This window comes from Corynebacterium sp. (assembly GCF_030826625.1).
Taxonomy (GTDB): domain Bacteria; phylum Actinomycetota; class Actinomycetes; order Mycobacteriales; family Mycobacteriaceae; genus Corynebacterium.
In genome coordinates, this window is record NZ_JAPJNQ010000013.1 from 14,998 (window position 1) to 36,065 (window position 21,068).

Below are 21,068 nucleotides of genomic sequence, written 5' to 3' on the forward strand. Positions count from 1 at the left end.
GGGGTTTCGCTTATTCTCATATCCGGAAGCACAACCCCTTCAGTGGTTATCTTCACTGAAGATCTCCGTTATCCGCCCGCAGAGAAAGATTCAAGGACCTAACTGTGAACCGAGTTGATACCGCAGTGCCCAGCGATGCCGCACAACCCACCGTTCGTCTCCAAGATGGCTTGCGCAGCGCAGTCATCATCGTCAGTGGTAAAGACAAAAAAGGTGTCTCCGCAGAATTTTTCCGTGTGCTTGCCAATTATGGCGTGCAATTACTCGATGTGCAGCAATCAGAATTCCTGGGCCACCTGCAGCTCGCAGCGTTTACTGGCATTGCCGATGAACACTTCGCGGAATTATCGACGGCGCTAGAAACGGCGCTGCACCCGCTGGGCCAGCAGGTCACCATTGAATACAGAACCGAAGACGAAAACCTGCTGCCGGATCCACGCTCGACGCACGTCGTCGTGGTTTTGGGTAACCCGGTGACGGCAGCGTCGGTGTCCGCGATCGGCGCCACGCTGGCTAACCACGGCGCAAACATCGACCGCATCCGCGGCATCGCCGATTACCCGGTGACCGGCCTGGAGATTTTCGTGTCCGTGGCCAACCCCGCGCCCGGTGCGAGCGAAGACCTCCGCGGCGCATTGGCACAATTGACCAGCAACCTGGGCGTAGATATTGCCATCGAGCGGGCCGGGCTGGCACGCCGCGGTAAGCGCTTGGTGTGCTTCGATTGCGATTCCACCTTGATCACCGGAGAGGTTATCGAGATGTTGGCAGCGCACGCAGGCCGTGAGGCAGAAGTTGCCGAGGTGACCGAGCGGGCGATGCGCGGTGAATTGGATTTCGAAGAATCTTTGCGCGAGCGTGTGAAGGCGTTGGCTGGGTTGGACGCATCGGTGGTGCAGGACGTCGCCGATGCCATCGAATTGACCCCGGGCGCACGCACCACGCTTCGCACGCTGAACCGTATGGGCTATCGCACAGCAGTGGTCTCTGGTGGGTTTATTCAGGTCTTGGAAGATCTCGCCGAAGAGCTCGAACTGGACTACGTCCGCGCAAACACCCTGGAGATCGTGGAGGGAAAACTCACCGGGCAGGTCATCGGGCCTGTAGTTGACCGGGCAGCAAAAGCGAACTTCTTAGCCGAATTTGCTGCAGATTCTGGCTTGACGATGGCCCAAACCGTCGCAGTCGGTGACGGTGCCAATGACATCGACATGATCTCTGCTGCTGGTCTGGGCGTGGCATTCAACGCGAAACCGGCTTTGCGTGAAATCGCCGATACGGCCGTGAGTCACCCGTTTTTGGATGAGGTGCTTTATATCATGGGCATTCCGCGCACCGAGATTGATACCTCGGATCGCGAAGACGGCAGCTACCACCGTGTCGCATTAACTAGCCCGGATCAGCCTTGACTAGCTGCTCGTACCAGCGCCGAGCCCAGCACCCAGCCGTCCCAGCGATTAGCCCTGCACCAACCTCTTGAGCGCGCCCAGCACGGTCTTTTTATCCTGGGTGCGCCAAAACGGCGGCAGCGAGGACAACAAGAACTGCCCGTAGCGTTTCGTCACCACGCGGTTATCGAGCACCGCGACGACGCCACGGTCGGTGGCAGAGCGCAACAGCCTGCCCGCACCCTGCGCCATCAGCAGCGCAGCGTGGGTGGCAGAGACTTCCATAAAACCATTGCGCCCAGCAGCCTTGGCCGCCTCCGAGCGCGCCTGCAACAACGGATTATCCGGCCGTGGGAACGGAATCCGGTCCATGATCACCAGCGAACACGCCTTACCCGGCACGTCCACGCCTTGCCACAGCGTCAAGGTGCCGAACAATACCGAGTGCTCTTTCACGCTGAACTTTTCGACGAGCGCCCCAATCGAATCCTCGCCCTGCACATAAACCGGGAAGGGTAGTTTCGGACGCAGCTCGTCGGCAGCCTGAATTGCGGCCCGTTTCGAAGAAAACAACCCGAGCGTGCGCCCACCGGCGGCCATGATGAGCTCGCGCATCTCCTCCAAGGTTTCGGCGGCCAGACCATCGCGGCCCGGCTGGGGCAGATGCCGCGGGGCATACAAGATCCCAGACTTCGCCGGATCAAACGGTGTGCCCGCATCCAAACTGTCCCATTTCCCTTTCGGCAGCCCCCATTGCGCGCCCATCGCGTCGAAGCGACCACCCAGCGTCAGGGTCGCTGACGTCAGCACCACGGTGTTTTCGCCGAACAGACGATCGCGCAGCAAATCCGCCACCGACAGTGGCGCGACCTGCAGGGTATCGCCGTAGCGGTCGTTTCGTTCCAGCCAGACGACGTCGTCTTGTGCGGCGGGATCGTCCGTTTCGAAGACTTCCTGGATCCGGTGCACGGTTTCTTCCAAGGTCGCCAAGTGGTTGCGCAGATTATTGCGCTCGGCTGCGGTCTCTGGCTCGTTCGCGGCCTCGCCTTCCGGCGCGTCTTTCAACGTCGCGCGCAGTGAATTCAGCGTGTCCGCAATCGCCGTGAGCTCAGAATCGGCGTTGTGGTCAAGATCGGTCCAGCGCCCGTCGTCAAGCGCTTCGGTAGTGATGCGCCATTGTTCGGCGAGATCCTTCAGGCGCGAATCCTTGCCCTCTGCACCGAGCGGCCCGGCGCGATTGGCGGCTAAGGTCAGCGAGCGCGGGGAGAGCTCCGCGGTGGTGGCCGAAGTGATGCGTGCGTCGAGCTCGTGGGCCTCGTCGATGATCACGCAGTCGTGTTCGGGCAGGGTATCGATCTCAGAGATGGCGTCGATGGCGAGCATCGCGTGGTTGGTGACGACGATGTCGACTTCGCGGGCAGCCTGGCGGGCTTGTTCGGCGAAGCATTCCACGCCGTGTGGGCAGCGGGCGGCGCCGAGGCATTCTTGCGAACTGACGGAGACGTGGCGCCAGGCGGCGTCGCTGACGCTGGTGTCGAGGTCATCGCGGTCGCCGGTGTCGGTTTCTTGGGCCCAGTCGTGCAGGCTGGCGATTTGTTTGCCGAGCCAGGTGATCGGTTCTGGGCTGCCGCGTCCGGCGCTCGTACCACTTGTCGACGGGGTGGCGACGTCGGCTTCGTGTTCGGCTTGTTCTGCGTCGGCGGCGAGTTCTGGTTCCAGCTGTGCTTGTGCGATTTTGTTCATGCACAGGTAGTTCGAGCGGCCCTTCATGATGGCGAAGGTCGGCCGACGCGACATGACGGGCTCGAGACTATCTGCCAACCGTGGCAGGTCGCGTTCGATGAGCTGGCGTTGCAGGGCAAGCGTGGCGGTCGAGACGATCACGCAGGTATTGGTCTGTTGGGCATGCCGAAATGCTGGCACCAGGTAGGCGAGTGATTTGCCGGTGCCGGTGCCGGCCTGCACTGCGAGGTGACGCCCAGAGCCTAAGGCCTTGTCGACGGCGTTGGCCATGCGGCGCTGCCCGGGACGGTCCGAGCCGCCAAAACCCGAGACCGCAGCGGCCAGGAGTTTTTCGGTGCTTGCGGCATCGGCTGCAGCACCCAAGGGGTTGTCTGCCATCTAAAAACCAGCCAAACGGGTGGGAACTGCGGGTTCACCCCGGCCCAGCGCCAAACCTTCCCACGGCAGGCTGGCAATACCAGCGGCAACGAGCTCGCGGGAGGCTTGCAGATCATCCAAACCGTCGACGATTTCACCGTCGCGGATCAGTGGGATCGTCAATTCACAGGTTTCTGCCCCTGAATGCTCCGGCGTGGCACTACCCAACGGATAGATGATTTCTTCGATCGCTACCCCGGTGGCGCGGTAGGTGCGCAGCCCGGCTTTCGTGCCGCCGTCCGATACCTTGCCGGACGAGCGCTTCGAGACAGGCTTGCCTTCGACTTCCACGAGCTTGTACACCAGCGAAGCGGTAGGAGAGCCCGAACCGGTGACCACGGAAGTACCCACGCCGAACACGTCGACGGGATCGCCGCGTAAACCAGCAATTGCGAATTCATCGAGGTCGGAAGAAACCACGATCTTGGTCTCGCTCGCACCAAGTTCATCGAGTTGTTTGCGCACCCGGCGGGTCAGCGCGCCTAGGTCACCAGAATCGATGCGCACACCCCCGAGTGCGGTTCCGGCGGCTTCGACGGCGTTGATCACGCCTTGGGTGATATCGAAGGTATCGACCAACAGCGTCGTACCTGCACCGTGGCGGGCGATTTGGGCAGCAAAAGCTGCCTTTTCATTGGGCTGGCTGTCGTCGTCGACATGCAGCAGTGTCCAGGCATGGGCGGCGGTACCTTGCGCGGGAATGCCATAACGGCTGGCAGCTTCCAGGTTCGAGGTGGCATCAAAACCTGCCAGGTAGGCAGCGCGTGCGGCGGTGACCGCGGAATATTCGTGGGTGCGCCGTGAGCCCATCTCCAGCATGAAACGGCCATCAGCAGCACAGACCATACGCGCAGCCGCAGAAGCCACGGCAGAATCAGCGTTCAAAATCGACAGCACGACGGTTTCCAACACGACGCATTCGGCAAACGTGCCGCGCACCGTCAAAATAGGCGAGGACGGGAAATACAATTCGCCTTCGCGGTAGCCGTCGACCTGCCCACTGAAGCGGTAATTGCGCAGGTATTCGATGGTTTCTGGTTGCAAGAAATCCAGTTGTTCCAGCTGGGCTTCCGTGAAGCGAAAATCGCGGATAGCCTCGAGCACACGGGCGGTACCAGCGACGATGCCGTAGCGGCGTTCCGTCGGCAAGCGTCGGGTGAAAACCTCGAAGGTGACCTTGCGGTGGGCGGTGCCGTCGGCAAGCGCGGCTTCGAGCATGGTCAGCTCGTATTTATCTGTCAAGAGTGCGGTCGAAGCGCCGGTGGGCTGCAAAGAATTCACACCCGCCAAGGATACACCCGGGTTGCTTGTCGACGGGCCCTGGCCTGCTTGTCGACGGTAGCTGGTGCGCGCGTCCGGAAATCGTGGGGTAGAGACAGTAGAATGGCTGGCATGTATACGCGCATGTCTGATGCTATGAACGTGACCGCGTCCAGCCCGATGGCAAGCCCGGAGTTGGATGAGGAAGTCGACGTTGAGGTCGCTACCAGTGCGAATCTGCCGTGGATGTGCATCGTCTGGGATGATCCCGTCAACCTCATGAGTTACGTGACCTACGTGTTCCAAACCGTGCTGGGGTATTCGAAATCCCGCGCGCAGGAGTTGATGATGCAGGTGCACTCTGAAGGCAAAGCCGTGGTGAGCTCTGGCGAGCGCGATAAAGTAGAAGCTGACGTAAAAAAGCTGCACACCGCCGGGCTGTGGGCGACGATGCAGCAGGCTGGCTAAAAATCAAGCTCGCTAGCACTCAAGCTGGCTAGTGCAGATTCCTAGCCCGAGCGCTCAAGCTGGCTAGCCCAGATTCCCAGCCCGCACCCGCTGATTACCCGTTGATTACCTAAGGAGCTTTCGAGACATGCAACCGTGGCGCAAGAAGAAAGGGCTGCGACGCACCCCGAAATTCCAGACCGTGCTGGATCCCATCGAACGTGAAGCGATGGGCGATATCATCGCCGCGGTCGTCGAAGCGATCATCGCGCGTGCGCAGTCTGCCCCGAAAGACGAGCTGGCCGAGATGATGGACATGCCATCCGGCCACAAAGAAGCCCCAACAGATCCCGCTTTGGCGCGGCTGTTCCCAGATTTCCAGCGCGAAGGCGACGAGGAATACGACGGCGATCGATCCCTACTGCGCTCGTTGCACGAAAATGACATTGCGCGTGCCAAACTGCAGAACCTGCAGTTGGTTTCGGAGAAAGTTAACGACGGCGTCGAGATCACCTTGGACGAATCCGAGGTGCATGCTTTTGTGGCAGGCTTGAACGACGCGCGGTTGTATTTGGCGAATACGGACAAGAAAGTTTCCGAGCTGATTTCCGATCGCGACGCGTTGGTGGAATGGCTGGCGTATAACCAGGATTCCCTGCTCAACGCGATGCTGGAAGATTAGTCGCGGGATACAGGCCGGAGTACGTGATGTTGGAGTACGCGATCATCGTGGATGCGGTGGTCAATGCCGAACCCGGCTATGACCTGCCGACGTATGCACGTTTAGCCACCGGCGCAGAGTAACAGCCACCGGCGCCGAGTAGCAGCCGCAGATAACGAGGAGACGACGCACCCGATGGAACCAAGCTTCCGCCGACCACCCCGCGACAATTTCCGCCAGTTCAATCCGAACTATTCCGGTGCCCACAACCCCGGCTTATCCAATTCACCAGCGCCACTGAATTCTCAGGTGCCAGCGCAACGCGGTGGTGCGAACCCCGCGCGCGTTGGGGTGGGGCACCGGCTGAAAACCGGCATGGGTTACGCCACCACCTACGTCGTCGTGATCTGGGCTGTGCACATCGCCAACGAATTTGTCCTGGGCGGATCCTTGCTTGCCTATGGCGTACATCCGCTGGATACCACCGCCTGGTGGACAGTATTTACCGCGCCGCTGATCCACGGCAACTTCGCACACCTGATCTCGAATACGGTGCCCGGCGCGTTCTTCACGTTCTTTATTGCTGCTTCCGGGCGTTATGTGTGGCTGAAATCCACGCTGATCATCGTGCTGGTCGCAGGGATGGGCACGTGGCTGATCGGCGGGGTTGGCACCGTGCACATCGGAGCTTCCGGCGTGCTGTACGGCTGGTTCGCTTACCTGCTGGTGCGCGGCATCTTCAACCGTAGTCTGGGCCAACTGGCTATCGGCGTGGTCATCGCGAGTGTGTATTCCGGTCTGATCTGGGGGATCTTTCCGACGATGCCCGGGGTTTCCTGGCAGGCGCACTTGTGCGGATTCATCGGCGGCGTTGTCGCCGGGTTCATGGTGCGCAACGCGAAGTAGGCGTGTCGTCGTCAAGCGGTAGCGACTACACTACGCAAGCGTGAGCACTACCGATACCACCGCGAACAATGCCACCCGGCTTGACCCTGAAGCACCCATTGGGATTTTTGACTCCGGTGTCGGCGGGCTGACGGTTGCGCGCACGATCATGGACCAGCTGCCGAATGAATCGGTGCTGTATATCGGCGATACCGCCAATGGCCCATATGGCCCCCTACCGATCGCGCAGGTGCGCAGCCATGCCCAACGCGTTGCCGATGAGCTCGTCGACCGCGGCTGCAAAATGTTGGTCATCGCCTGCAACACCGCCACTGCGGCCTTTTTGCATGATGCCCGTGAGCGCTACGACGTGCCCATCGTCGAGGTCATCCAACCCGCCGTGCGCCGCGCGATGGCTACCACCCGCAACGGCAAAATTGGCGTTATTGGCACCAGCGGAACCGTGAAATCCGGTGCCTACCAAGACATGTTCCGTCTCAACCCGGCGGTCAGTGCCCGGGCGGTGGCCTGCCCGTCGTTCGTGGATTTCGTCGAACGGGGCATTACTTCTGGCCGCCAAATTTTGGGGGTTGCGCAAGGCTATGTGGAACCACTGCAATCGGCCGGCGTCGACACGCTGGTGCTTGGGTGCACGCACTATCCGTTGCTGTCTGGCGTCATCCAGCTGGCGATCGGCGAGGATGTCACCTTGGTCTCGTCGGCAGAAGAAACCGCTAAAGACGTGCTGCGGCAACTGACGGAACTCGACCTGCTGGCCAGTGGGAAAAATCAACAGCGGGTTTTTGAGTCCACGGGCGATCCGGAGAAATTTGCGGAGCTTTCCCAGCGCTTTCTCGGCCTGGGCGTGGGCGAGGTCACTCAATCTGCACCAGGCGTCGGCAAGGCATAAACTAAAAGGATTATAGAAAGAAGTTGCCGCTGCATGACCGGCAACTGTGATGCAACTGGGATAGACATCATGAAACTCACAGTCCTTGGATCCTCGGGATCGGTGCCCTCGCCGGGAAACCCGGCCAGTGGCTACTTGCTGACGTTTACTGATCCTTCCGCCGCGCCCATCATCGTGGATTTTGGTTCCGGGGTGTTCGCCGCGCTGCAAGAGCTCGTTGAACCAGGGCAGTGCCATATGGTGCTCAGCCACATGCATGCTGATCATTGCAGTGATTTTCCAGGGCTGATGGTCTGGCGTCGTTTTCACCCCACCCGACATGCCACCGAGCGGCACCGTTTGCTCGGCCCGCAACACACCGTGACGCACCTGGGGCGGATGAGCGGTAATAACCTCGACGAAGTTGATGACCTGTCCGATACCTTCGATTTTCAGCCTTTCGAGCACGGGGTGGACCAGGTTTTTGCGCAGGCCACGATCACCCCGTATCGCACTGTGCACCCGACCGAAACCTACGCGATGCGCATTACTGATCACACCACGGGCAAGGTGATCGCATATTCGGCAGATACTGCGTATACCGATGCCTTGCTGGAATGCGCCCGCGATGCCGATTATTTTTTGTGCGAGGCCGCGTGGGGGCCGACCGCGAAAAACAAGATATCCGGAATGCATTTGTCGGGAGCTGATGCCGGCGAATTAGCAACCGCAGCTGGCGCCAAAGCATTGGTGCTTACCCATCTGCAACCCTGGGGCGATGAAGCTGCGACGGTGCAGGCTGCGCAAAAGTATTACGACGGCCCGGTCTCGGTGGCTCGGCCTGGCGACGAATACGAGGTTTAGGCGGGCTGGCAGCTCGATCTCATTTGGTCCAGAACCCGATCCAGCACCCGATCCAGCGCGGGTATGCTTGCTGTCATGTCTGATTTTCAGCGAGCTGATCAACGTGCCCTCGACGAACTACGCCCCGTGCGCATTACCCGCGGTTTCACCTCCAACCCCGCTGGTTCGGTGTTGGTGGAATTCGGTAATACCCGCGTGATGTGCACCGCCTCTGTTTCTGAAGGCGTGCCGCGTTTCAAGAAATTCTCCGGCGAAGGCTGGCTGACCGCCGAATATTCCATGCTGCCTTCTGCCACCCATGAACGCATGCCGCGCGAGTCCATGCGTGGCAAAGTCAAAGGCCGCACCCACGAGATCTCCCGCTTGGTCGGGCGTGCGCTGCGTGCTGCGGTAGACCTGAGTGAGCTGGGCGAAAACACCATCAACCTGGACTGTGACGTCTTGCAGGCCGATGGCGGAACCCGCACTGCTGCGATCACTGGTGCCTACGTGGCGCTTGCCGACGCGATTGCCGTCCTGCAGGAACAAGGCGTGGTGCCTGGCGAGCCCCTGCTGGACCCCATCGCGGCGATCTCGGTGGGCATCATCGACGGCCATGTGTGCTTGGATTTGCCGTACGAAGAAGACTCCCGCGCCGAGGTGGACCTCAACGTGGTCATGGATGCGCACGGTGATTTCGTGGAAATCCAGGGCACTGGTGAAAACGGTGTCTTTGGCCGCGATGAACTCGACGAGATGCTCGATGTGGCACAACAAGGCTGTTACCAGTTGATCGAGGCCCAGCGTACGACGTTGGCGAAACCAATCGGCGGTGCCGGTGGTGCCGTCGGTGCCGGTGCCTCCGATGCCGGTGCCCAAGCAGACGCGCACGATGCCTCGCAGGGCGGTGATGCCTAGTGCAGATCCTGCTCGCATCAAATAACTCGAAAAAGCTCGCTGAGCTGCAGCGTATCGTCGCCGATAACGAGGCCTTGGCGGGCCGCGGCGACATTGAAGTCATCGGCACCGCGGATGCTCCGGCCTACGACGAACCCGTGGAAGATGGTCGCACGTTCTCCGATAACGCCCTGATCAAAGCCCGCGCCGGGGCACGCAATACCGGGCTGGTCACCATCGCGGATGATTCCGGCCTGGCCGTCGACGAGCTGGCGGGTATGCCGGGTGTGCTCTCGGCGCGCTGGTGTGGTGAGCACGGCAACGATGCCGCTAATAATGAATTGCTGTTGGCCCAGCTTGCCGACGTCCCGGATGAGCGCCGTTCGTGCGCCTTCGTGTCTGTCTGCGCATTGGTGACCCCGGATGGGCAGGAGCACGTGGTTGAAGGCCGCTGGGAAGGCCAGTTGTTGCGTAGCCCGCGCGGGGAGAATGGTTTTGGCTATGATCCGCTGTTCGTCCCGGACACAGAAATCGAGCGCGCCGGCAGTATTGCCCAGGCACGTAGTTCTGCGCAGCTGAGCCCGGACGAAAAAAATGCTGCCTCGCACCGTGGCAAGGCATTGGCGCAGCTGGTCCCGGTTTTGGTGGACTTGCTGGATTAATCAGCGACCGGTCACGGCGTGGCCGTTGCTAGCGAACGTCGGCAAGCTGAAATTCGGTGGTGATTTCCTTGCGGCGTTTCGCCTCCATCCAGAAGGAGAAAAACGGCACCACACCGGATAGGGCAGTGGTCAACCATTTCACCGGCTCCCAGCGGGCTTTCAATCCCAGGTTGATCACGCTGAGCACGAAACCGGCATAGACCCAGCCGTGGGCGACGCCGATGAAGGTTGCCCAGGTGGGGATCTCCAGGCCCAGGATGTATTCGCAGAACATCCGCCCGACCAAAAACAGCAGGAAGAAACCGGTGACAAATGCCAGCGTCGAAAAGATGCTCAGCGCGGTGCGTACGCGTTTTTGACGCTCGGGATTAATGTTTTTTTGCTTGCTCACTAGCTGTCCTTTTTCTTTGTAGGGTGCTGCTGATGTGCTTGTCGACGGCGCGCTGCCGGGTCTGCCAGTCTATTGAACTCGGCGACGTTGTCGTTGCGTCGGGTGGGCAGGAAGTCTTCGTCGACGGCGGTGACGGTTTTTTCCAGTTTGTGTTTGTCTGCGACATACGGCTGGTTGTCGGTTTCGGAATCGTTTTCTTCGGCTAGTTTTTCGTTTTCGTAGCGCAAGATCATGCGGTAGGCGAACACGGCGAACCCGGCGAAGAGCGGCCATTGTAGGGCGTATCCGAGGTTTTGGAAGGTTCCAGAGCCGGATTGGAATCGGGTCCACTGCCACCAGGCGAGGCCGAAGAAGCAAATGACGACGATGGCGAGCAGGACGAGGTGCCACCACCGCACGCGAATTTTGGTGCGCTTGTCATTCTGCGAGTCCTTCACGGCCTCAAGATTACCTAACTGGTGGCCGAAGTTGGCGGTTGCGGTGGTGTGCGCTAAACTAAGTTTTCGCAAGCGCCCGTGGCGGAATTGGCAGACGCGCTGGATTTAGGTTCCAGTGTCTTCGGACGTGTGAGTTCAAGTCTCACCGGGCGCACAGTTTTACACCCTCGTTACCAGATAAAACTCCTGGTAGCGGGGGATTTTTCTGTTTTTGCGTTTAGTCTCGTTTGGTCTGATTTAGGGTGTTTCTGGGTCAAACTAGGTCAAAAATGTGTCTGGTCGGGGCGTCGACCAGCGTATTGTGTCTTTTTTACAAATAGGCCACCTGAAACCGGCCTTTTTCGTCCACTATTTGTAAAAAAGACACAATAGACATGATTACCGGCGATGGGCTAAGCAGGTGAAGAAGCAAGAGCGCGAGATATGCGGGATATGCGACAAAGTGAAGTGTCCCGGGCTTTGCTGGTGGGCATTAGCTGCCGGTAATTGGCTCAATCTAGCTCACCTCTTCCTCTCTCCGTATCCAATGTTTCCAAATTTTGTTCAGGGGATACTGCCCTGGGGATACTTGAAAAAAGCTGATCATGTTTGAACCAACATAATTATTTTTCGCTAGGCGCACACGGCTGCTACCGCGGACGACGCAAAACTGCGATGAGGAAGTCGGAGTCTGTATCGAACGGTTCGATGTTGAAGCTGGAAAGCAGCAGGTCTTGTGCGAAGCCGGCCTCGGTGCATGAATTTAGGAATTCTCCGAACCCCCAACCACGACCCGCCCCAAACGCGAGCACTGCGCGACCACCTGGGCGCAGCGGGGTATAGAGATTCGCGATGGCATTTTCCCGATCAGCTGGGTCGATAAAGCCAAGCACGTTGCCGACACTAAAAACTACATCGAAGCTGTCGCGCAGATGTCCCAGTTCTGGTTGTTCGTAGAGCGTGGCAGAGCCGAGATCGCCGACGTGCCATTCGCCTTTCGGGAAATCATGCTTTGCATGGTTAATAAGCACCGGGTCCAGATCGATTCCGGCGACGGTGTGGCCGCGTTCAATCAATGGGCCGCCGGCACGCCCGGTGCCGCACCCGGCATCGAGAATTTTTGCCTCACGCGGGCTTAATGCGTCGACAAAGCGGGCTTCGCCGTCGATGTCTTTGCCTTCTGCGACGAAGCGTTTCCAGCGCGCAGCGTAGTTTTCTGAATGCGACGGGTTGTTACGGGTGAGGTCATTCCAGGTAGGCATGACCTCATTATAGTGCTGGGAAACGCGGCTACGCGAGGCCTTGGGCGGGGCCTGTGCTTCTAGTTGTTACTGCTTGTGCTTCCAGCTTGTTGCAGTTTTCGCTATTGTGCGATCAGCTTGTTGATAAACCGCACCGCGATCGACGGGGCAAACCGGGCACTATAACGCATCAGCAACGACGGCATCCCCACCGAATACATGATGCGGCCTCGGATCAGTCGGTTGGAAGGATGCACGGCTTGCCAGATTTTGTCTGCAACCTGTTCCGGGGTGAGATTCACACCCAAACGCTTGATCGATTCCGCATCACCGCTGGCCAGCTTGGTTTTCGCCCATAACGGCATGATGTTGACCACGCGAATATCGTCTTTTTCCCACTCCAAATCGAGCGCCTGGCTAAAACCCTGCACATAAAATTTCGAGGCCGAATACGGGACGATGTGCGGCTGGCCGTAAATGGAACTCGCCGAGCCCATGTTCACCAGGTGCGCGCCCGGAGTCTTGCGTAGATACTGGTGCGCCGCCCGCGCGCCGAAGGTGATACCCGTGCAGTTGATGGTGATCTGTGCTGCGATGAGGTCGGGGTCTTGGTCAGTGATATCGCCAAAACCGATCACGCCAGCGTTGTTGTCCAGTACCGTCAGCGTGCCGCCGGTGTAGGAAGTGAAATGTGACAGGGCTTCTTCCCATTGCTGCGCATCGGTGACATCCAGGTGCCCGATGATCAGTTGCGGATATTCGGATTGGAATTGCTCCAGGCGGTCGCCGTCGATGTCATAGGCGCCGACGACCCACCCAGCATCCAGGAATTTCGTGGCGACGGCTTTGCCGATACCCGTCGCGCCACCGGAAACGAAAATGCTCTTTGGCGTGGCGCGGGCCGGTTCGGTGGCAGTGGCAGTCTGTGTGCTGGTCGAGTGGTGCTGTGCTGAACTCATGCTCACAGGGTACGCCAATTACCCCTGACTTGTGGCCGACCTAACAAAAGGCTCGAATGTTAACACAAGCCTCGAATAGTGATGCGTTTTGTCATGTGTTAGTGGCGTTCACGGCAGCGGGTGCCAAAACTGTTGAGGCGTGGAAAGATAAGAATTACAGATAAATCGAAGGAAGCGTCTGACAACGTCGTGTCTGATCACGTGCGTGCAGCACCGTGCTGTACCCAGCACGTGACAGCACCCGGCGTGAGACTGAAAGGTTGCGCTCATGTTTTTAATTTCTGCACTAGGGATCATTCTTGTATTGCTGCTGCTGGCGGCCACGTCGTCAATCTTCACGGTGCAAACCCGCCAAGCCGCCGTCATCGAACGCATGGGCAAGTTCCACCACGTCGCGCACGCGGGCCTGAACATCAAGATCCCATTCGTCGACCGAGTGCGAGATCGGATTTCGCTGCAGGTGCAGCAGCTGGACGTGATGGTGGAGACCAAAACCCAGGACAACGTCTTCGTGCAGATCCCGGTCGCCGTGCAATACCAAGTCGTCGAAGGCCGTGAGCGCGAGGCTTACTACCTGCTGTCCAATCACGAGCAGCAGATCATTGCTTATGTGCAGGACAACGTGCGCTCGTCGGTAGCGGGTATGAAACTGGATGAGTCGTTTTCCTCCAAGGACGATATCGCCCGCAACGTTGCGGAATCGCTGCGCGACAACATGGCGGAATACGGATGGCACTTCGTCAACACCCTGGTTACCGATATTCGACCAGACGCCAAGGTGCGCGATTCGATGAACGCCATCAACGCCGCCCAGCGTGAGCGTGATGCCGCCGTCTCGCAGGCGGAAGCCGAAAAGATCCGCATGGTCAAAGAAGCCGAAGGTGCAGCTGAGGCCCGCCGTCTGCAGGGCCGTGGTGTTGCTGACCAGCGTAAAGAAATCGTCGAAGGTATTGCGGCACAGTATGAATTACTGCGTGCGGCCGGAATTGAAGAATCACCAGAGGTGCTCATGTTGGTCTCGCAGTACCTGGACGCGATGGTCGATGTCGCTGGCAATGGCTCCTCGAATATCATGTTCATGCCGAATAACCCCGGAGGCATGGGCGAGCTTTTCGACGGCATGCGTAACGTGTTGTATTCGTCGAAGCTCAGTGCCGACGGGGATAAGTAGCGCGAGCGAAAAGCAACCGAGATAAATAGCTGAAAGTTTGCAGGGGATAATAACAGTGTCCAACGGGTCCAACGTGTCCGATGCATCTCACGTGTCTCACGCGTCCAACGCATCTGCTGTGTCTGCTGTGTCTGTTGCGCGCGACCAGGAACAGGAACTAAGTGCACGCGAGATTTCCGCTATTGATGCCCAACACATTTGGCATCCCTACGCGGCACCCGGAGCACCGACCCGCGTGGTGCGCTCCACCGATGGTGTGTACCTGGAGCTTGTCGACGACAACCGGGCTGGCGACGTTGACGGCGCACATACAGACTCAGTTGCCGACGAGTCGCAGCAGCAGTTGCACGATGATTCGCACTGGGTCATCGATGGCATGAGCTCGTGGTGGGCTGCGTGCTTTGGGCACTCACACCCACGGCTAGTCGCCGCTGCCCAGCGCCAGATCGACACGATGAGTCACGTGATGTTCGGCGGGCTGACACACCAACCCGCGGCCGAGCTGACCCGCAACTTGCTGGAACTGACCGAGCACCGCTACCAGCAGGTGTTTTATTCGGATTCCGGCTCGGTGGCAGTGGAAGTCGCCATCAAAATGGCGCTGCAATATGCCCGGGGTGCGGCAGGTGCATCTGCATCTGCGAGCCCACAAAACCAGCGCACCAAGTTGTTGACCTGGCGCTCGGGCTATCACGGCGATACCTTCCAAGCGATGAGCGTGTGCGATCCCGACGGTGGCATGCACTCGCTGTGGAGCGGGACCTTGAAAGAGCAGATCTTCGTGCCAGCACCGCCGACTCGCGGCGCCACCGCGCAGCAGCGGGAAGAATATCTGCGGGTCGTGGAAGCAGCCATGAGCGATGAGGTCGCCGCGATGATCATTGAACCCGTCGTCCAGGGCGCCGGCGGGATGCGTTTTCATGATCACGAATTGCTCGTCGGCATCCGAGAATTGTGCACGCGTCATGGCATCGTGCTTATCGCCGACGAGATCGCCACTGGTTTTGGGCGCACCGGCGACCTCTTCACGACGCACGCCGCCGGCATCACCCCGGACATTTTGTGCGTAGGCAAGGCTCTGACCGGCGGATTCATGTCGATGGCGGCTACGCTTGCCACCCAAGAAGTCGCAGAAACCATGCAGCCTGCCGCGTTGATGCACGGCCCGACGTTTATGGCGAATCCGCTCGCGTGTGCGGTGGCTACAGAAGCGACCACGATGGTCCGCGAAGGTGCCTGGCATGCCCAAGTCGCCCGCATTGAATCTGAGCTGGTAGCCGGGCTTAGCTCACTGCGCGAGCAACCCGGTGTGGCCGATGTGCGGGTGCTCGGAGCGATTGGCGTCGTAGAGATGGAACGCGACGTGGACATGGCGATCGCGACCCAAGCCGCACTCGATGCTGGGGTGTGGATCCGCCCCTTCGGCAGATTGGTGTACACGATGCCGCCGTATATCTGCAGCGGCGCAGAGGTTGCCAAGATTTGTCAGGCGATAGCGCGCATCGTTGCTGCATGCGGTCGTGATGCTGCAGAGGAGCTACAACCATGATCATTACGGGGACGGGAACCGGCGTCGGCAAGACCATCGCGGCAGCTGCGCTGGGCTGGGCCTGGCAACAACCAGTGCTGAAACCCCTGCAGACCGGCGACGATGACGATGCAGCGGTGATCGAAAAATTCTCCGGTGTTTCGGGTGCTACGTATCGCCGCTACCCAGATCCATTGGCACCGAACCTGGCTGCCGCGCGCGCCGGGATGGCCCAAGCTGATCGCGATGAGGTGGGGCAGTGGATCTCGGATTACCGTGCAGAACATGGAGTCTGCCTAGTCGAAGGCGCCGGCGGGCTGCTGGTACGCCTGGGCACGGACCGTACCGGGCGGGAGTTCACGGTTCTGGATTTAGCGAAGGATCTCGGTGAGAAAATCGTGGTGGTCACCAGCACCGGGTTGGGCAGTTTGAACATGGCAGAACTGACCGTGCGCGCCGCCGAGGCAGCAGGCATTGAAGTAGCCGGGTTGATCGGTGGGGCACTACCCGAAAACCCCGACCTGGCGACGAGCCTGAATTTGCAGGAACTACCGCGCGTGACCGGCACCGACCTTTGGTTTAGCTTGCCGACGGGCATCGGTGCGGCTAGCCCGGAAGAGTTCCGGGCGCGCGTCGACAAGCTTGGGGTGCCTATGTTTCATACGGTCGCGGGGTTGCAATAAATGCGGGTATCGATCGGCACTGATCTGGTGCATGTGCCTGGTTTGCGACAGCAATTAGAGACTCCCGGTTCGAGTTTCGGCCGGGTCTTTAGCGATTTTGAATGGCGCAGCGCAAGGGGTAGTGCGCATGGGAAATATGTGCATCTGGCTGGGCGTTGGGCCGCGAAAGAGGCCTTTATCAAAGCGTGGGCGCAGGCGCGTTATGGCAGCCCGCCGTGGTTGCGGGAAGAAGAGATCGTGTGGTCGGCGATCACGGTGCGCCCGGATCGCTGGGGCAGGCTCGCGCTGGATTTTAGCCCGCAGCTAGCAGCAGAACTCACCGCTAGCATCGGCGAGTTCGAGCACAGCATCAGCATCAGCCACGATGGCGACTATGCGAGCGCGACCTGCGTGTTGTATTCCTCAGGCTAAATCGTCGCTACGCTGAACAAATAGGCGACCAGCATGCGCTTGGTCTCATCCACGGTGCGGGCAAAAGCTGCTGCGTTATCGCCCTGCACACCAAAGTTCATCAACGAGACCACCGTGTGCACCAGAAGCCCGGCAAGTTCATCGCGTGCGGCCTCATCCATTTCTGGTGCCAGCGGCCGCAGTGCTTGGGCGATGATCGCCAGCATCTCCTGCTGAGTATCAGCGGCGGTAGCACGCGTGGCCGGGGTGGACTGGATCGCATGCCACACGGCACGACGCGAAGGGTCTTCGCTCCACATTTGCGCGATGTGGTCAATAAAACCTTCCAGCACCTCCGGCCATTGCGGCGCCGGGATTTGCGCAGAAAAAGATTCCAGCGCGCCGACGGTTTCCGCGGTATCGACGCGATCAAGTTCGCAGATCATCGCGTATTTATTCGCAAAAAACTGATAGATGGTGCCGATCGGCACCTCGGCGCGCCGGGCGACTTCATCGAAGGTGAAAGACTCAAAGCCGACGTCGACAAGCACGCTGCGCGCAGCCTGCAGGATGCGATGAAAACGCTCCCGACTACGCGCCTGGGATGGCCGACGCCGCGGCACCAGAATTTCTGACATCGGCTTGCAAACCCGCCTTGTCTTGTGAAGTCGCTGCTTGCAGGGCCGCGGAATGTACCGCAGGCCCCGGTGAGTTTAGCTCTCGAGATCCGGCAGGTCACGCACCACGCGAGCGACGTGACCGGTGGCTTTCACGTTGTATTGCGCTAGCGAGATCGCCCCGTTGTTGACGAGGAACGTCGAGCGGATAACACCTTGCACCTTCTTGCCATAGTTGTTCTTCTCACCGAAGGCGCCGTAGGCTTCCATGACTTTCTTGTCGACGTCGGAAAGCAAGGGGAAGTTCAGGTCGTGATCTTTCTTAAACTCGGCGAGTTTTTCCGGCTTGTCCGGGGAGATCCCGACGACGTCGATGCCGAGCTCGTTGAGCTGGCCGAGCGAATCACGGAAATCGCATGCTTCCTTGGTGCAACCTGGGGTGTTGGCCTTGGGGTAGAAATAGACCAAAACGCGTGAATAATCCGAAAGTTTCGTGATGCCGCCCTCGTCGTTGGGCAGCTCGAAATCGGGTGCAGCATCTCCTACGCCAAGTTGAATATTGCTCATGCCTAACACCATACCGGCTTCCCGTGCCGCCGGGTAGGCGCTGGCGGGTAGTGTGACGTAGACTAGCTAACACAAATAAGAGGAAACTGTGTAGGTCTACTACGGGTTTTCCAGCAACTGTGAGCAGTGAACTAATAGGAGAGTGCACGTGGCACGTAAAATTGAGGATATTCAGCGTGATATTGAGCGCACCCGTAAGCAGCTGGCAGGCACGCTCGACGAGCTTGCCCAGCGCACCAAGCCTTCCAACTTAGTTAACGATGCCAAGTCCAACATGCTGGAAAAGTTGCAGGACCCGCAGGTGCAAAAAGTCCTGGCAGGTATCGGTGCCGTGGTTGCCGCTGGCATTGCCTTCAACGTGTTTAAGGGCCGTCAGCGTAAAAAGGACATTCAAGAGCTCAAGCGCATGATCGTCGAATACGACGTCTAACTTGACGACGGCTGGCTGCCCGCTTGACGACGGTCTGCCCGGCAACTTTCCTCGGCACTTCCGTCGCCAGCTTCCTCGGCAGTGGCTAGTCGACGATCTCCGCACCCGCGTCGCGCATCTCTTCGATAGCGCTGCGTTCTGTTTCTTCAGCTACTGGAGAGCACAGATTACGCAGCACGCGAACGCGGGCTTTTGTTTGCTTGCATGCATCCAGCACCGTCGCGCGCACGCAATAATCAGTAGCGATGCCAACGATGTCAATCTGGCCGACACCGCGGCTGTTGAGCCAGTCCGCAAGGCCTTCTTCGGCTTGGCCGCTCTCTGCGCTGCCGTCGCTGGTTGCTTCGAATCCGGAATATGCGGCGGTGTATTCGCCTTTGCGGAAGATCTCGTCGAATTTCATTTCGCTAACACCGGGGTGTAGCTGTGCACCGTGGGAATCAGCGACACAATGTACTGGCCATGTGGTGGTGAAGTTGGGCTCTTCACCTTCCGGGGCAAAGTGCGAGCCGGGATCAATGTGCCAGTCCATGGTGGCTACCACGTGGTCGTAAGCGCTGGTATCAAGTGTGCCAATGCGCGCTGCAACGTCGTCGCCACGCTCCGTGCCCAGGGAACCTCCTGGGCAAAAATCGTTTTGCACATCGACGACGATCAGGGCGGTGTGCGCAGTGTTTTCTGGGGTATCAGTGTTGTCGCTCATACTTTTCCAGTCTAGTATTCTCCCGGCTGTTTGTTCACGGGCGTGGAGCGCGTATTCTGGCACAGGATTTTGCCGCTGTTTTAGCTTTCGATTGAATTTTCCAGGAGAGTGATTGTGAAAGCACCTATTTCTTCCTACCTCGACACCATCCTGGACGAGGTCCGCTACAAAGACGCAGGCGCGAATGCCGACTATATCCCGGAATTGGCGAATAAAAACCCGAATGCTTTGGGTGCAGCGATGTGTACTACCAGCGGGCATATTTACAGTGCCGGTGATGCAGAGGTGGAATTCAGCATCCAATCGATCTCTAAGCCGTTCGTGTACGCCATGGCTGTGCAGGAGCACGGCGTTGATGTCGTCAGCGAAATCGTCGGCATGGAACCATCGGGTGAGGCCTTCAATGAGCTTTCTTTGGACCGAGAAGGCCACCGTCCGGTAAACCCAATGATTAACGCGGGTGCGATTGCCGTAACCCAGCTGATTGGTGGCACGGAAGCCACGGTGGAAGACCGTATCGAAATGATTCGCTCCTTCCTCTCCGAGATGGCGTGCCGGCAGCTGCGGGTGGATTATGACTTGTGCGAATCCGAGCTGAAATACGCGGATCGCAACTTGTCGCTGGCGCACATGCTGCGTAATTACGACATTATTCAGGATGATGCCCACGATGCGGTTGTCAGTTATACCGCCCAGTGTTCGATCATCGTGAACACGCGCGACCTGGCATTTATGTCTGCTGTGTTGGCCAACGGCGGTAAGCACCCGCTGAATGGTCGGCGGGTGTTGGATCCGGATGTGTGCCGGTTGACGCTGGCGGTGATGAGCTCGGCGGGCATGTATGACCAAGCTGGTCGCTGGATGGCGCACGTGGGAATCCCGGCAAAATCTGGTGTCTCTGGCGGTCTGCTGGGTACGCTGCCGGGCCAGTTGGGTTTTGCGTCGTATTCGCCGCGGCTGAACGAATACGGTAATTCCGTGCGTGGTGTGCGGATTTTCAAACTGCTTTCGCAGGATATGGGCTTGCACTTGATGGCAGCCGATGATCGCGCCGGTGTGGATGCGGTGCGCTCGATTGTGACATACCAGGAAGATACCGTCGTCACGCTGCAAGGCATGATCAACTTCAATTCTGCGGAATCTATTTTGTATGAGCTTTCGCAGCACGAGATTTCCGGGGACCACGTTATTTTCGATATGACGCGTGTCTCGGGCATCCGCAAAATGGGCAGGTATTTGCTCAAAGAGGGTATGCACCTGTTAGAAGAAAAAGGCTTCCGCATTTCCATTGTTGACCCGGACGACCACGTGCCGGATTACCGTCGGGTGGATGGCACGGAGATTCACGTCAACGAGCAGGAATCCGCGCCGTTTGCTACAGAGCGTGAAGACGATCGCTATCATGACGACGATTGCCCGGATCCAGACCAGCCGGAGCGTCCCGATAACTGGGAAGACTGGGACGATTCTGCGGAGAAAACCGACCCGCAGCGTTAGGCAGGGCGGTGACGATGCGCATGGCGTCGTTGCAGCAGCCTTCGTCGGCCGAGGCTGCGGACACTTTTAATTCTTAACCCGCTTAGCCCATCGCTGGAATATGTGTCTGCCGGTAATCATGCCTGTGGTCCGTTTTGCAAATAGTGAACGAAAAACTCCGGTTTCAGGGTGCCTATTTGCAAAACGGGACCATACTCTTATCGACGCCCCGACCAGACACACTTTTGTCGTATAATCCTCGCATAACCCCTAATTTTGGGCCATTTTTTGGCCAATATAGCGAAGAAGCAGGTCGAGTGATTGAATTCACAACCACTTGACCTGCTTGTATTGTGCGCCATCAGGGAATCGAACCCCGAACCCACTGATTAAGAGTCAGTTGC

General features: G+C 58.8%; 23 protein-coding genes and 1 tRNA gene. 15 read left to right on the top strand and 9 right to left on the bottom strand.

Annotated features, from left to right (window positions below):
* Nucleotides 1-104: 104 nt before the first annotated feature.
* Nucleotides 105-1,409: a phosphoserine phosphatase SerB gene (gene serB / locus RCH87_RS02945; RefSeq protein ID WP_306515262.1), complete on the top strand. Its 1,305-nt coding sequence runs from the start codon at nucleotides 105-107 to the stop codon at nucleotides 1,407-1,409.
* 48 nt (nucleotides 1,410-1,457) lie between these two features.
* On the opposite strand, the gene RCH87_RS02950 is transcribed toward serB, so the two are convergent.
* Complete coding sequence (locus RCH87_RS02950) at nucleotides 1,458-3,509, bottom strand: ATP-dependent DNA helicase (RefSeq protein WP_306515263.1); 2,052 nt, start codon at nucleotides 3,507-3,509, stop codon at nucleotides 1,458-1,460.
* Complete coding sequence (locus tag RCH87_RS02955; protein WP_306515264.1) at nucleotides 3,510-4,829, bottom strand: nicotinate phosphoribosyltransferase; 1,320 nt, start codon at nucleotides 4,827-4,829, stop codon at nucleotides 3,510-3,512.
* Nucleotides 4,830-4,940: 111 nt separating this feature from the next.
* On the opposite strand from RCH87_RS02955, the gene clpS reads away from it, so the two are divergent.
* The 7 genes from clpS (at nucleotide 4,941) to RCH87_RS02990 (ending at nucleotide 10,092) form a co-directional block, all read left to right on the top strand.
* The gene (clpS, locus tag RCH87_RS02960) at nucleotides 4,941-5,276 is read left to right on the top strand and encodes an ATP-dependent Clp protease adapter ClpS (RefSeq protein ID WP_306515265.1); all 336 of its coding nucleotides are present in this window, start codon (nucleotides 4,941-4,943) and stop codon (nucleotides 5,274-5,276) included.
* Nucleotides 5,277-5,403: 127 nt separating this feature from the next.
* Nucleotides 5,404-5,937, top strand: coding sequence for a DUF2017 domain-containing protein (locus RCH87_RS02965; protein WP_306515266.1), 534 nt, complete (start codon nucleotides 5,404-5,406; stop codon nucleotides 5,935-5,937).
* 174 nt (nucleotides 5,938-6,111) lie between these two features.
* Nucleotides 6,112-6,822 (top strand): rhomboid family intramembrane serine protease, encoded by a 711-nt coding sequence (locus RCH87_RS02970; RefSeq protein WP_306515267.1) that lies wholly within the window; start codon nucleotides 6,112-6,114, stop codon nucleotides 6,820-6,822.
* A 40-nt stretch (nucleotides 6,823-6,862) separates the two neighbouring features.
* Nucleotides 6,863-7,711 carry a glutamate racemase gene (murI, locus tag RCH87_RS02975; RefSeq protein ID WP_306515268.1) on the top strand — a complete coding sequence of 283 codons (849 nt, stop codon included), beginning with the start codon at nucleotides 6,863-6,865 and terminating at the stop codon, nucleotides 7,709-7,711.
* 69 nt (nucleotides 7,712-7,780) lie between these two features.
* Nucleotides 7,781-8,554, top strand: a complete 774-nt coding sequence (locus RCH87_RS02980; protein WP_306515269.1) for an MBL fold metallo-hydrolase — start codon at nucleotides 7,781-7,783, stop codon at nucleotides 8,552-8,554.
* Nucleotides 8,555-8,629: 75 nt separating this feature from the next.
* Nucleotides 8,630-9,451, top strand: coding sequence for a ribonuclease PH (gene rph, locus RCH87_RS02985; protein WP_306515270.1), 822 nt, complete (start codon nucleotides 8,630-8,632; stop codon nucleotides 9,449-9,451).
* On the top strand, nucleotides 9,451-10,092 hold the full coding sequence (locus RCH87_RS02990) for a non-canonical purine NTP pyrophosphatase (RefSeq protein WP_306515271.1): 642 nt from the start codon (nucleotides 9,451-9,453) through the stop codon (nucleotides 10,090-10,092). The genes rph and RCH87_RS02990 overlap by 1 nt, the downstream gene beginning before the upstream one ends.
* Before the next feature lie 28 nt (nucleotides 10,093-10,120).
* Here RCH87_RS02990 and RCH87_RS02995 read toward each other — a convergent pair whose 3' ends face one another.
* Both RCH87_RS02995 and RCH87_RS03000 read right to left on the bottom strand, forming a co-directional pair.
* A complete protein-coding gene (locus tag RCH87_RS02995; protein ID WP_306515272.1) occupies nucleotides 10,121-10,483 on the bottom strand; it encodes a DUF3817 domain-containing protein in 363 nt (120 codons plus the stop codon).
* Entirely contained in the window at nucleotides 10,483-10,920 is a 438-nt protein-coding gene (locus RCH87_RS03000) for a hypothetical protein (protein ID WP_306515273.1), read from the bottom strand. Before RCH87_RS03000 ends, RCH87_RS02995 begins: the two co-directional genes overlap by 1 nt.
* Before the next feature lie 72 nt (nucleotides 10,921-10,992).
* Between RCH87_RS03000 and RCH87_RS03005 the strand changes: the two genes are divergently transcribed.
* Nucleotides 10,993-11,074 (top strand) — tRNA-Leu (locus RCH87_RS03005).
* Between the two features lie 475 nt (nucleotides 11,075-11,549).
* On the opposite strand, the gene RCH87_RS03010 is transcribed toward RCH87_RS03005, so the two are convergent.
* Together RCH87_RS03010 and RCH87_RS03015 are read right to left on the bottom strand one after the other, a co-directional pair.
* A complete protein-coding gene (locus tag RCH87_RS03010) occupies nucleotides 11,550-12,161 on the bottom strand; it encodes a bifunctional 2-polyprenyl-6-hydroxyphenol methylase/3-demethylubiquinol 3-O-methyltransferase UbiG (RefSeq protein ID WP_306515274.1) in 612 nt (203 codons plus the stop codon).
* A 101-nt stretch (nucleotides 12,162-12,262) separates the two neighbouring features.
* Nucleotides 12,263-13,099, bottom strand: coding sequence for an SDR family oxidoreductase (locus RCH87_RS03015; protein WP_306515275.1), 837 nt, complete (start codon nucleotides 13,097-13,099; stop codon nucleotides 12,263-12,265).
* A gap of 268 nt (nucleotides 13,100-13,367) precedes the next feature.
* Between RCH87_RS03015 and RCH87_RS03020 the strand changes: the two genes are divergently transcribed.
* The 4 genes from RCH87_RS03020 (at nucleotide 13,368) to RCH87_RS03035 (ending at nucleotide 16,892) form a co-directional block, all read left to right on the top strand.
* Nucleotides 13,368-14,270 carry an SPFH domain-containing protein gene (locus RCH87_RS03020; protein ID WP_306515276.1) on the top strand — a complete coding sequence of 301 codons (903 nt, stop codon included), beginning with the start codon at nucleotides 13,368-13,370 and terminating at the stop codon, nucleotides 14,268-14,270.
* A gap of 127 nt (nucleotides 14,271-14,397) precedes the next feature.
* On the top strand, nucleotides 14,398-15,819 hold the full coding sequence (bioA, locus tag RCH87_RS03025) for an adenosylmethionine--8-amino-7-oxononanoate transaminase (RefSeq protein WP_306515285.1): 1,422 nt from the start codon (nucleotides 14,398-14,400) through the stop codon (nucleotides 15,817-15,819).
* Nucleotides 15,816-16,481, top strand: coding sequence for a dethiobiotin synthase (gene bioD, locus RCH87_RS03030; protein ID WP_306515277.1), 666 nt, complete (start codon nucleotides 15,816-15,818; stop codon nucleotides 16,479-16,481). The genes bioA and bioD overlap by 4 nt, the downstream gene beginning before the upstream one ends.
* Entirely contained in the window at nucleotides 16,482-16,892 is a 411-nt protein-coding gene (locus RCH87_RS03035) for a holo-ACP synthase (RefSeq protein WP_306515278.1), read from the top strand. It begins immediately after the preceding gene.
* Here the strand turns inward: RCH87_RS03035 and RCH87_RS03040 are convergent.
* Complete coding sequence (locus RCH87_RS03040; protein WP_306515279.1) at nucleotides 16,889-17,509, bottom strand: TetR/AcrR family transcriptional regulator; 621 nt, start codon at nucleotides 17,507-17,509, stop codon at nucleotides 16,889-16,891. The genes RCH87_RS03035 and RCH87_RS03040 overlap by 4 nt on opposite strands.
* A 75-nt stretch (nucleotides 17,510-17,584) precedes the next feature.
* Nucleotides 17,585-18,055 carry a thioredoxin-dependent thiol peroxidase gene (bcp, locus tag RCH87_RS03045; protein WP_306515280.1) on the bottom strand — a complete coding sequence of 157 codons (471 nt, stop codon included), beginning with the start codon at nucleotides 18,053-18,055 and terminating at the stop codon, nucleotides 17,585-17,587.
* A gap of 148 nt (nucleotides 18,056-18,203) precedes the next feature.
* On the opposite strand from bcp, the gene RCH87_RS03050 reads away from it, so the two are divergent.
* Nucleotides 18,204-18,485 (top strand): DUF3618 domain-containing protein, encoded by a 282-nt coding sequence (locus RCH87_RS03050; RefSeq protein WP_306515281.1) that lies wholly within the window; start codon nucleotides 18,204-18,206, stop codon nucleotides 18,483-18,485.
* A gap of 85 nt (nucleotides 18,486-18,570) precedes the next feature.
* Here RCH87_RS03050 and RCH87_RS03055 read toward each other — a convergent pair whose 3' ends face one another.
* Nucleotides 18,571-19,188, bottom strand: a complete 618-nt coding sequence (locus tag RCH87_RS03055; protein WP_306515282.1) for a nicotinamidase — start codon at nucleotides 19,186-19,188, stop codon at nucleotides 18,571-18,573.
* A 114-nt stretch (nucleotides 19,189-19,302) separates the two neighbouring features.
* Between RCH87_RS03055 and RCH87_RS03060 the strand changes: the two genes are divergently transcribed.
* Nucleotides 19,303-20,685: a glutaminase gene (locus RCH87_RS03060; protein ID WP_306515283.1), complete on the top strand. Its 1,383-nt coding sequence runs from the start codon at nucleotides 19,303-19,305 to the stop codon at nucleotides 20,683-20,685.
* Nucleotides 20,686-21,068: the final 383 nt, after the last annotated feature.

What these genes read in the sequence shown, in the direction of transcription:
- RCH87_RS03040 (WP_306515279.1), bottom strand. Translation starts at nt 17,509, where the DNA reads ATGTCAGAAATTCTGGTGCCGCGGCGTCGGCCATCCCAGGCGCGTAGT.
- RCH87_RS02980 (WP_306515269.1), top strand. Translation starts at nt 7,781, where the DNA reads ATGAAACTCACAGTCCTTGGATCCTCGGGATCGGTGCCCTCGCCGGGA.
- RCH87_RS03035 (WP_306515278.1), top strand. Translation starts at nt 16,482, where the DNA reads ATGCGGGTATCGATCGGCACTGATCTGGTGCATGTGCCTGGTTTGCGA.
- RCH87_RS03010 (WP_306515274.1), bottom strand. Translation starts at nt 12,161, where the DNA reads ATGCCTACCTGGAATGACCTCACCCGTAACAACCCGTCGCATTCAGAA.
- rph (WP_306515270.1), top strand. Translation starts at nt 8,630, where the DNA reads ATGTCTGATTTTCAGCGAGCTGATCAACGTGCCCTCGACGAACTACGC.
- RCH87_RS03015 (WP_306515275.1), bottom strand. Translation starts at nt 13,099, where the DNA reads ATGAGTTCAGCACAGCACCACTCGACCAGCACACAGACTGCCACTGCC.
- clpS (WP_306515265.1), top strand. Translation starts at nt 4,941, where the DNA reads ATGTATACGCGCATGTCTGATGCTATGAACGTGACCGCGTCCAGCCCG.
- bioD (WP_306515277.1), top strand. Translation starts at nt 15,816, where the DNA reads ATGATCATTACGGGGACGGGAACCGGCGTCGGCAAGACCATCGCGGCA.
- RCH87_RS03020 (WP_306515276.1), top strand. Translation starts at nt 13,368, where the DNA reads ATGTTTTTAATTTCTGCACTAGGGATCATTCTTGTATTGCTGCTGCTG.
- bcp (WP_306515280.1), bottom strand. Translation starts at nt 18,055, where the DNA reads ATGAGCAATATTCAACTTGGCGTAGGAGATGCTGCACCCGATTTCGAG.
- RCH87_RS02965 (WP_306515266.1), top strand. Translation starts at nt 5,404, where the DNA reads ATGCAACCGTGGCGCAAGAAGAAAGGGCTGCGACGCACCCCGAAATTC.
- RCH87_RS03055 (WP_306515282.1), bottom strand. Translation starts at nt 19,188, where the DNA reads ATGAGCGACAACACTGATACCCCAGAAAACACTGCGCACACCGCCCTG.
- RCH87_RS02970 (WP_306515267.1), top strand. Translation starts at nt 6,112, where the DNA reads ATGGAACCAAGCTTCCGCCGACCACCCCGCGACAATTTCCGCCAGTTC.
- RCH87_RS02950 (WP_306515263.1), bottom strand. Translation starts at nt 3,509, where the DNA reads ATGGCAGACAACCCCTTGGGTGCTGCAGCCGATGCCGCAAGCACCGAA.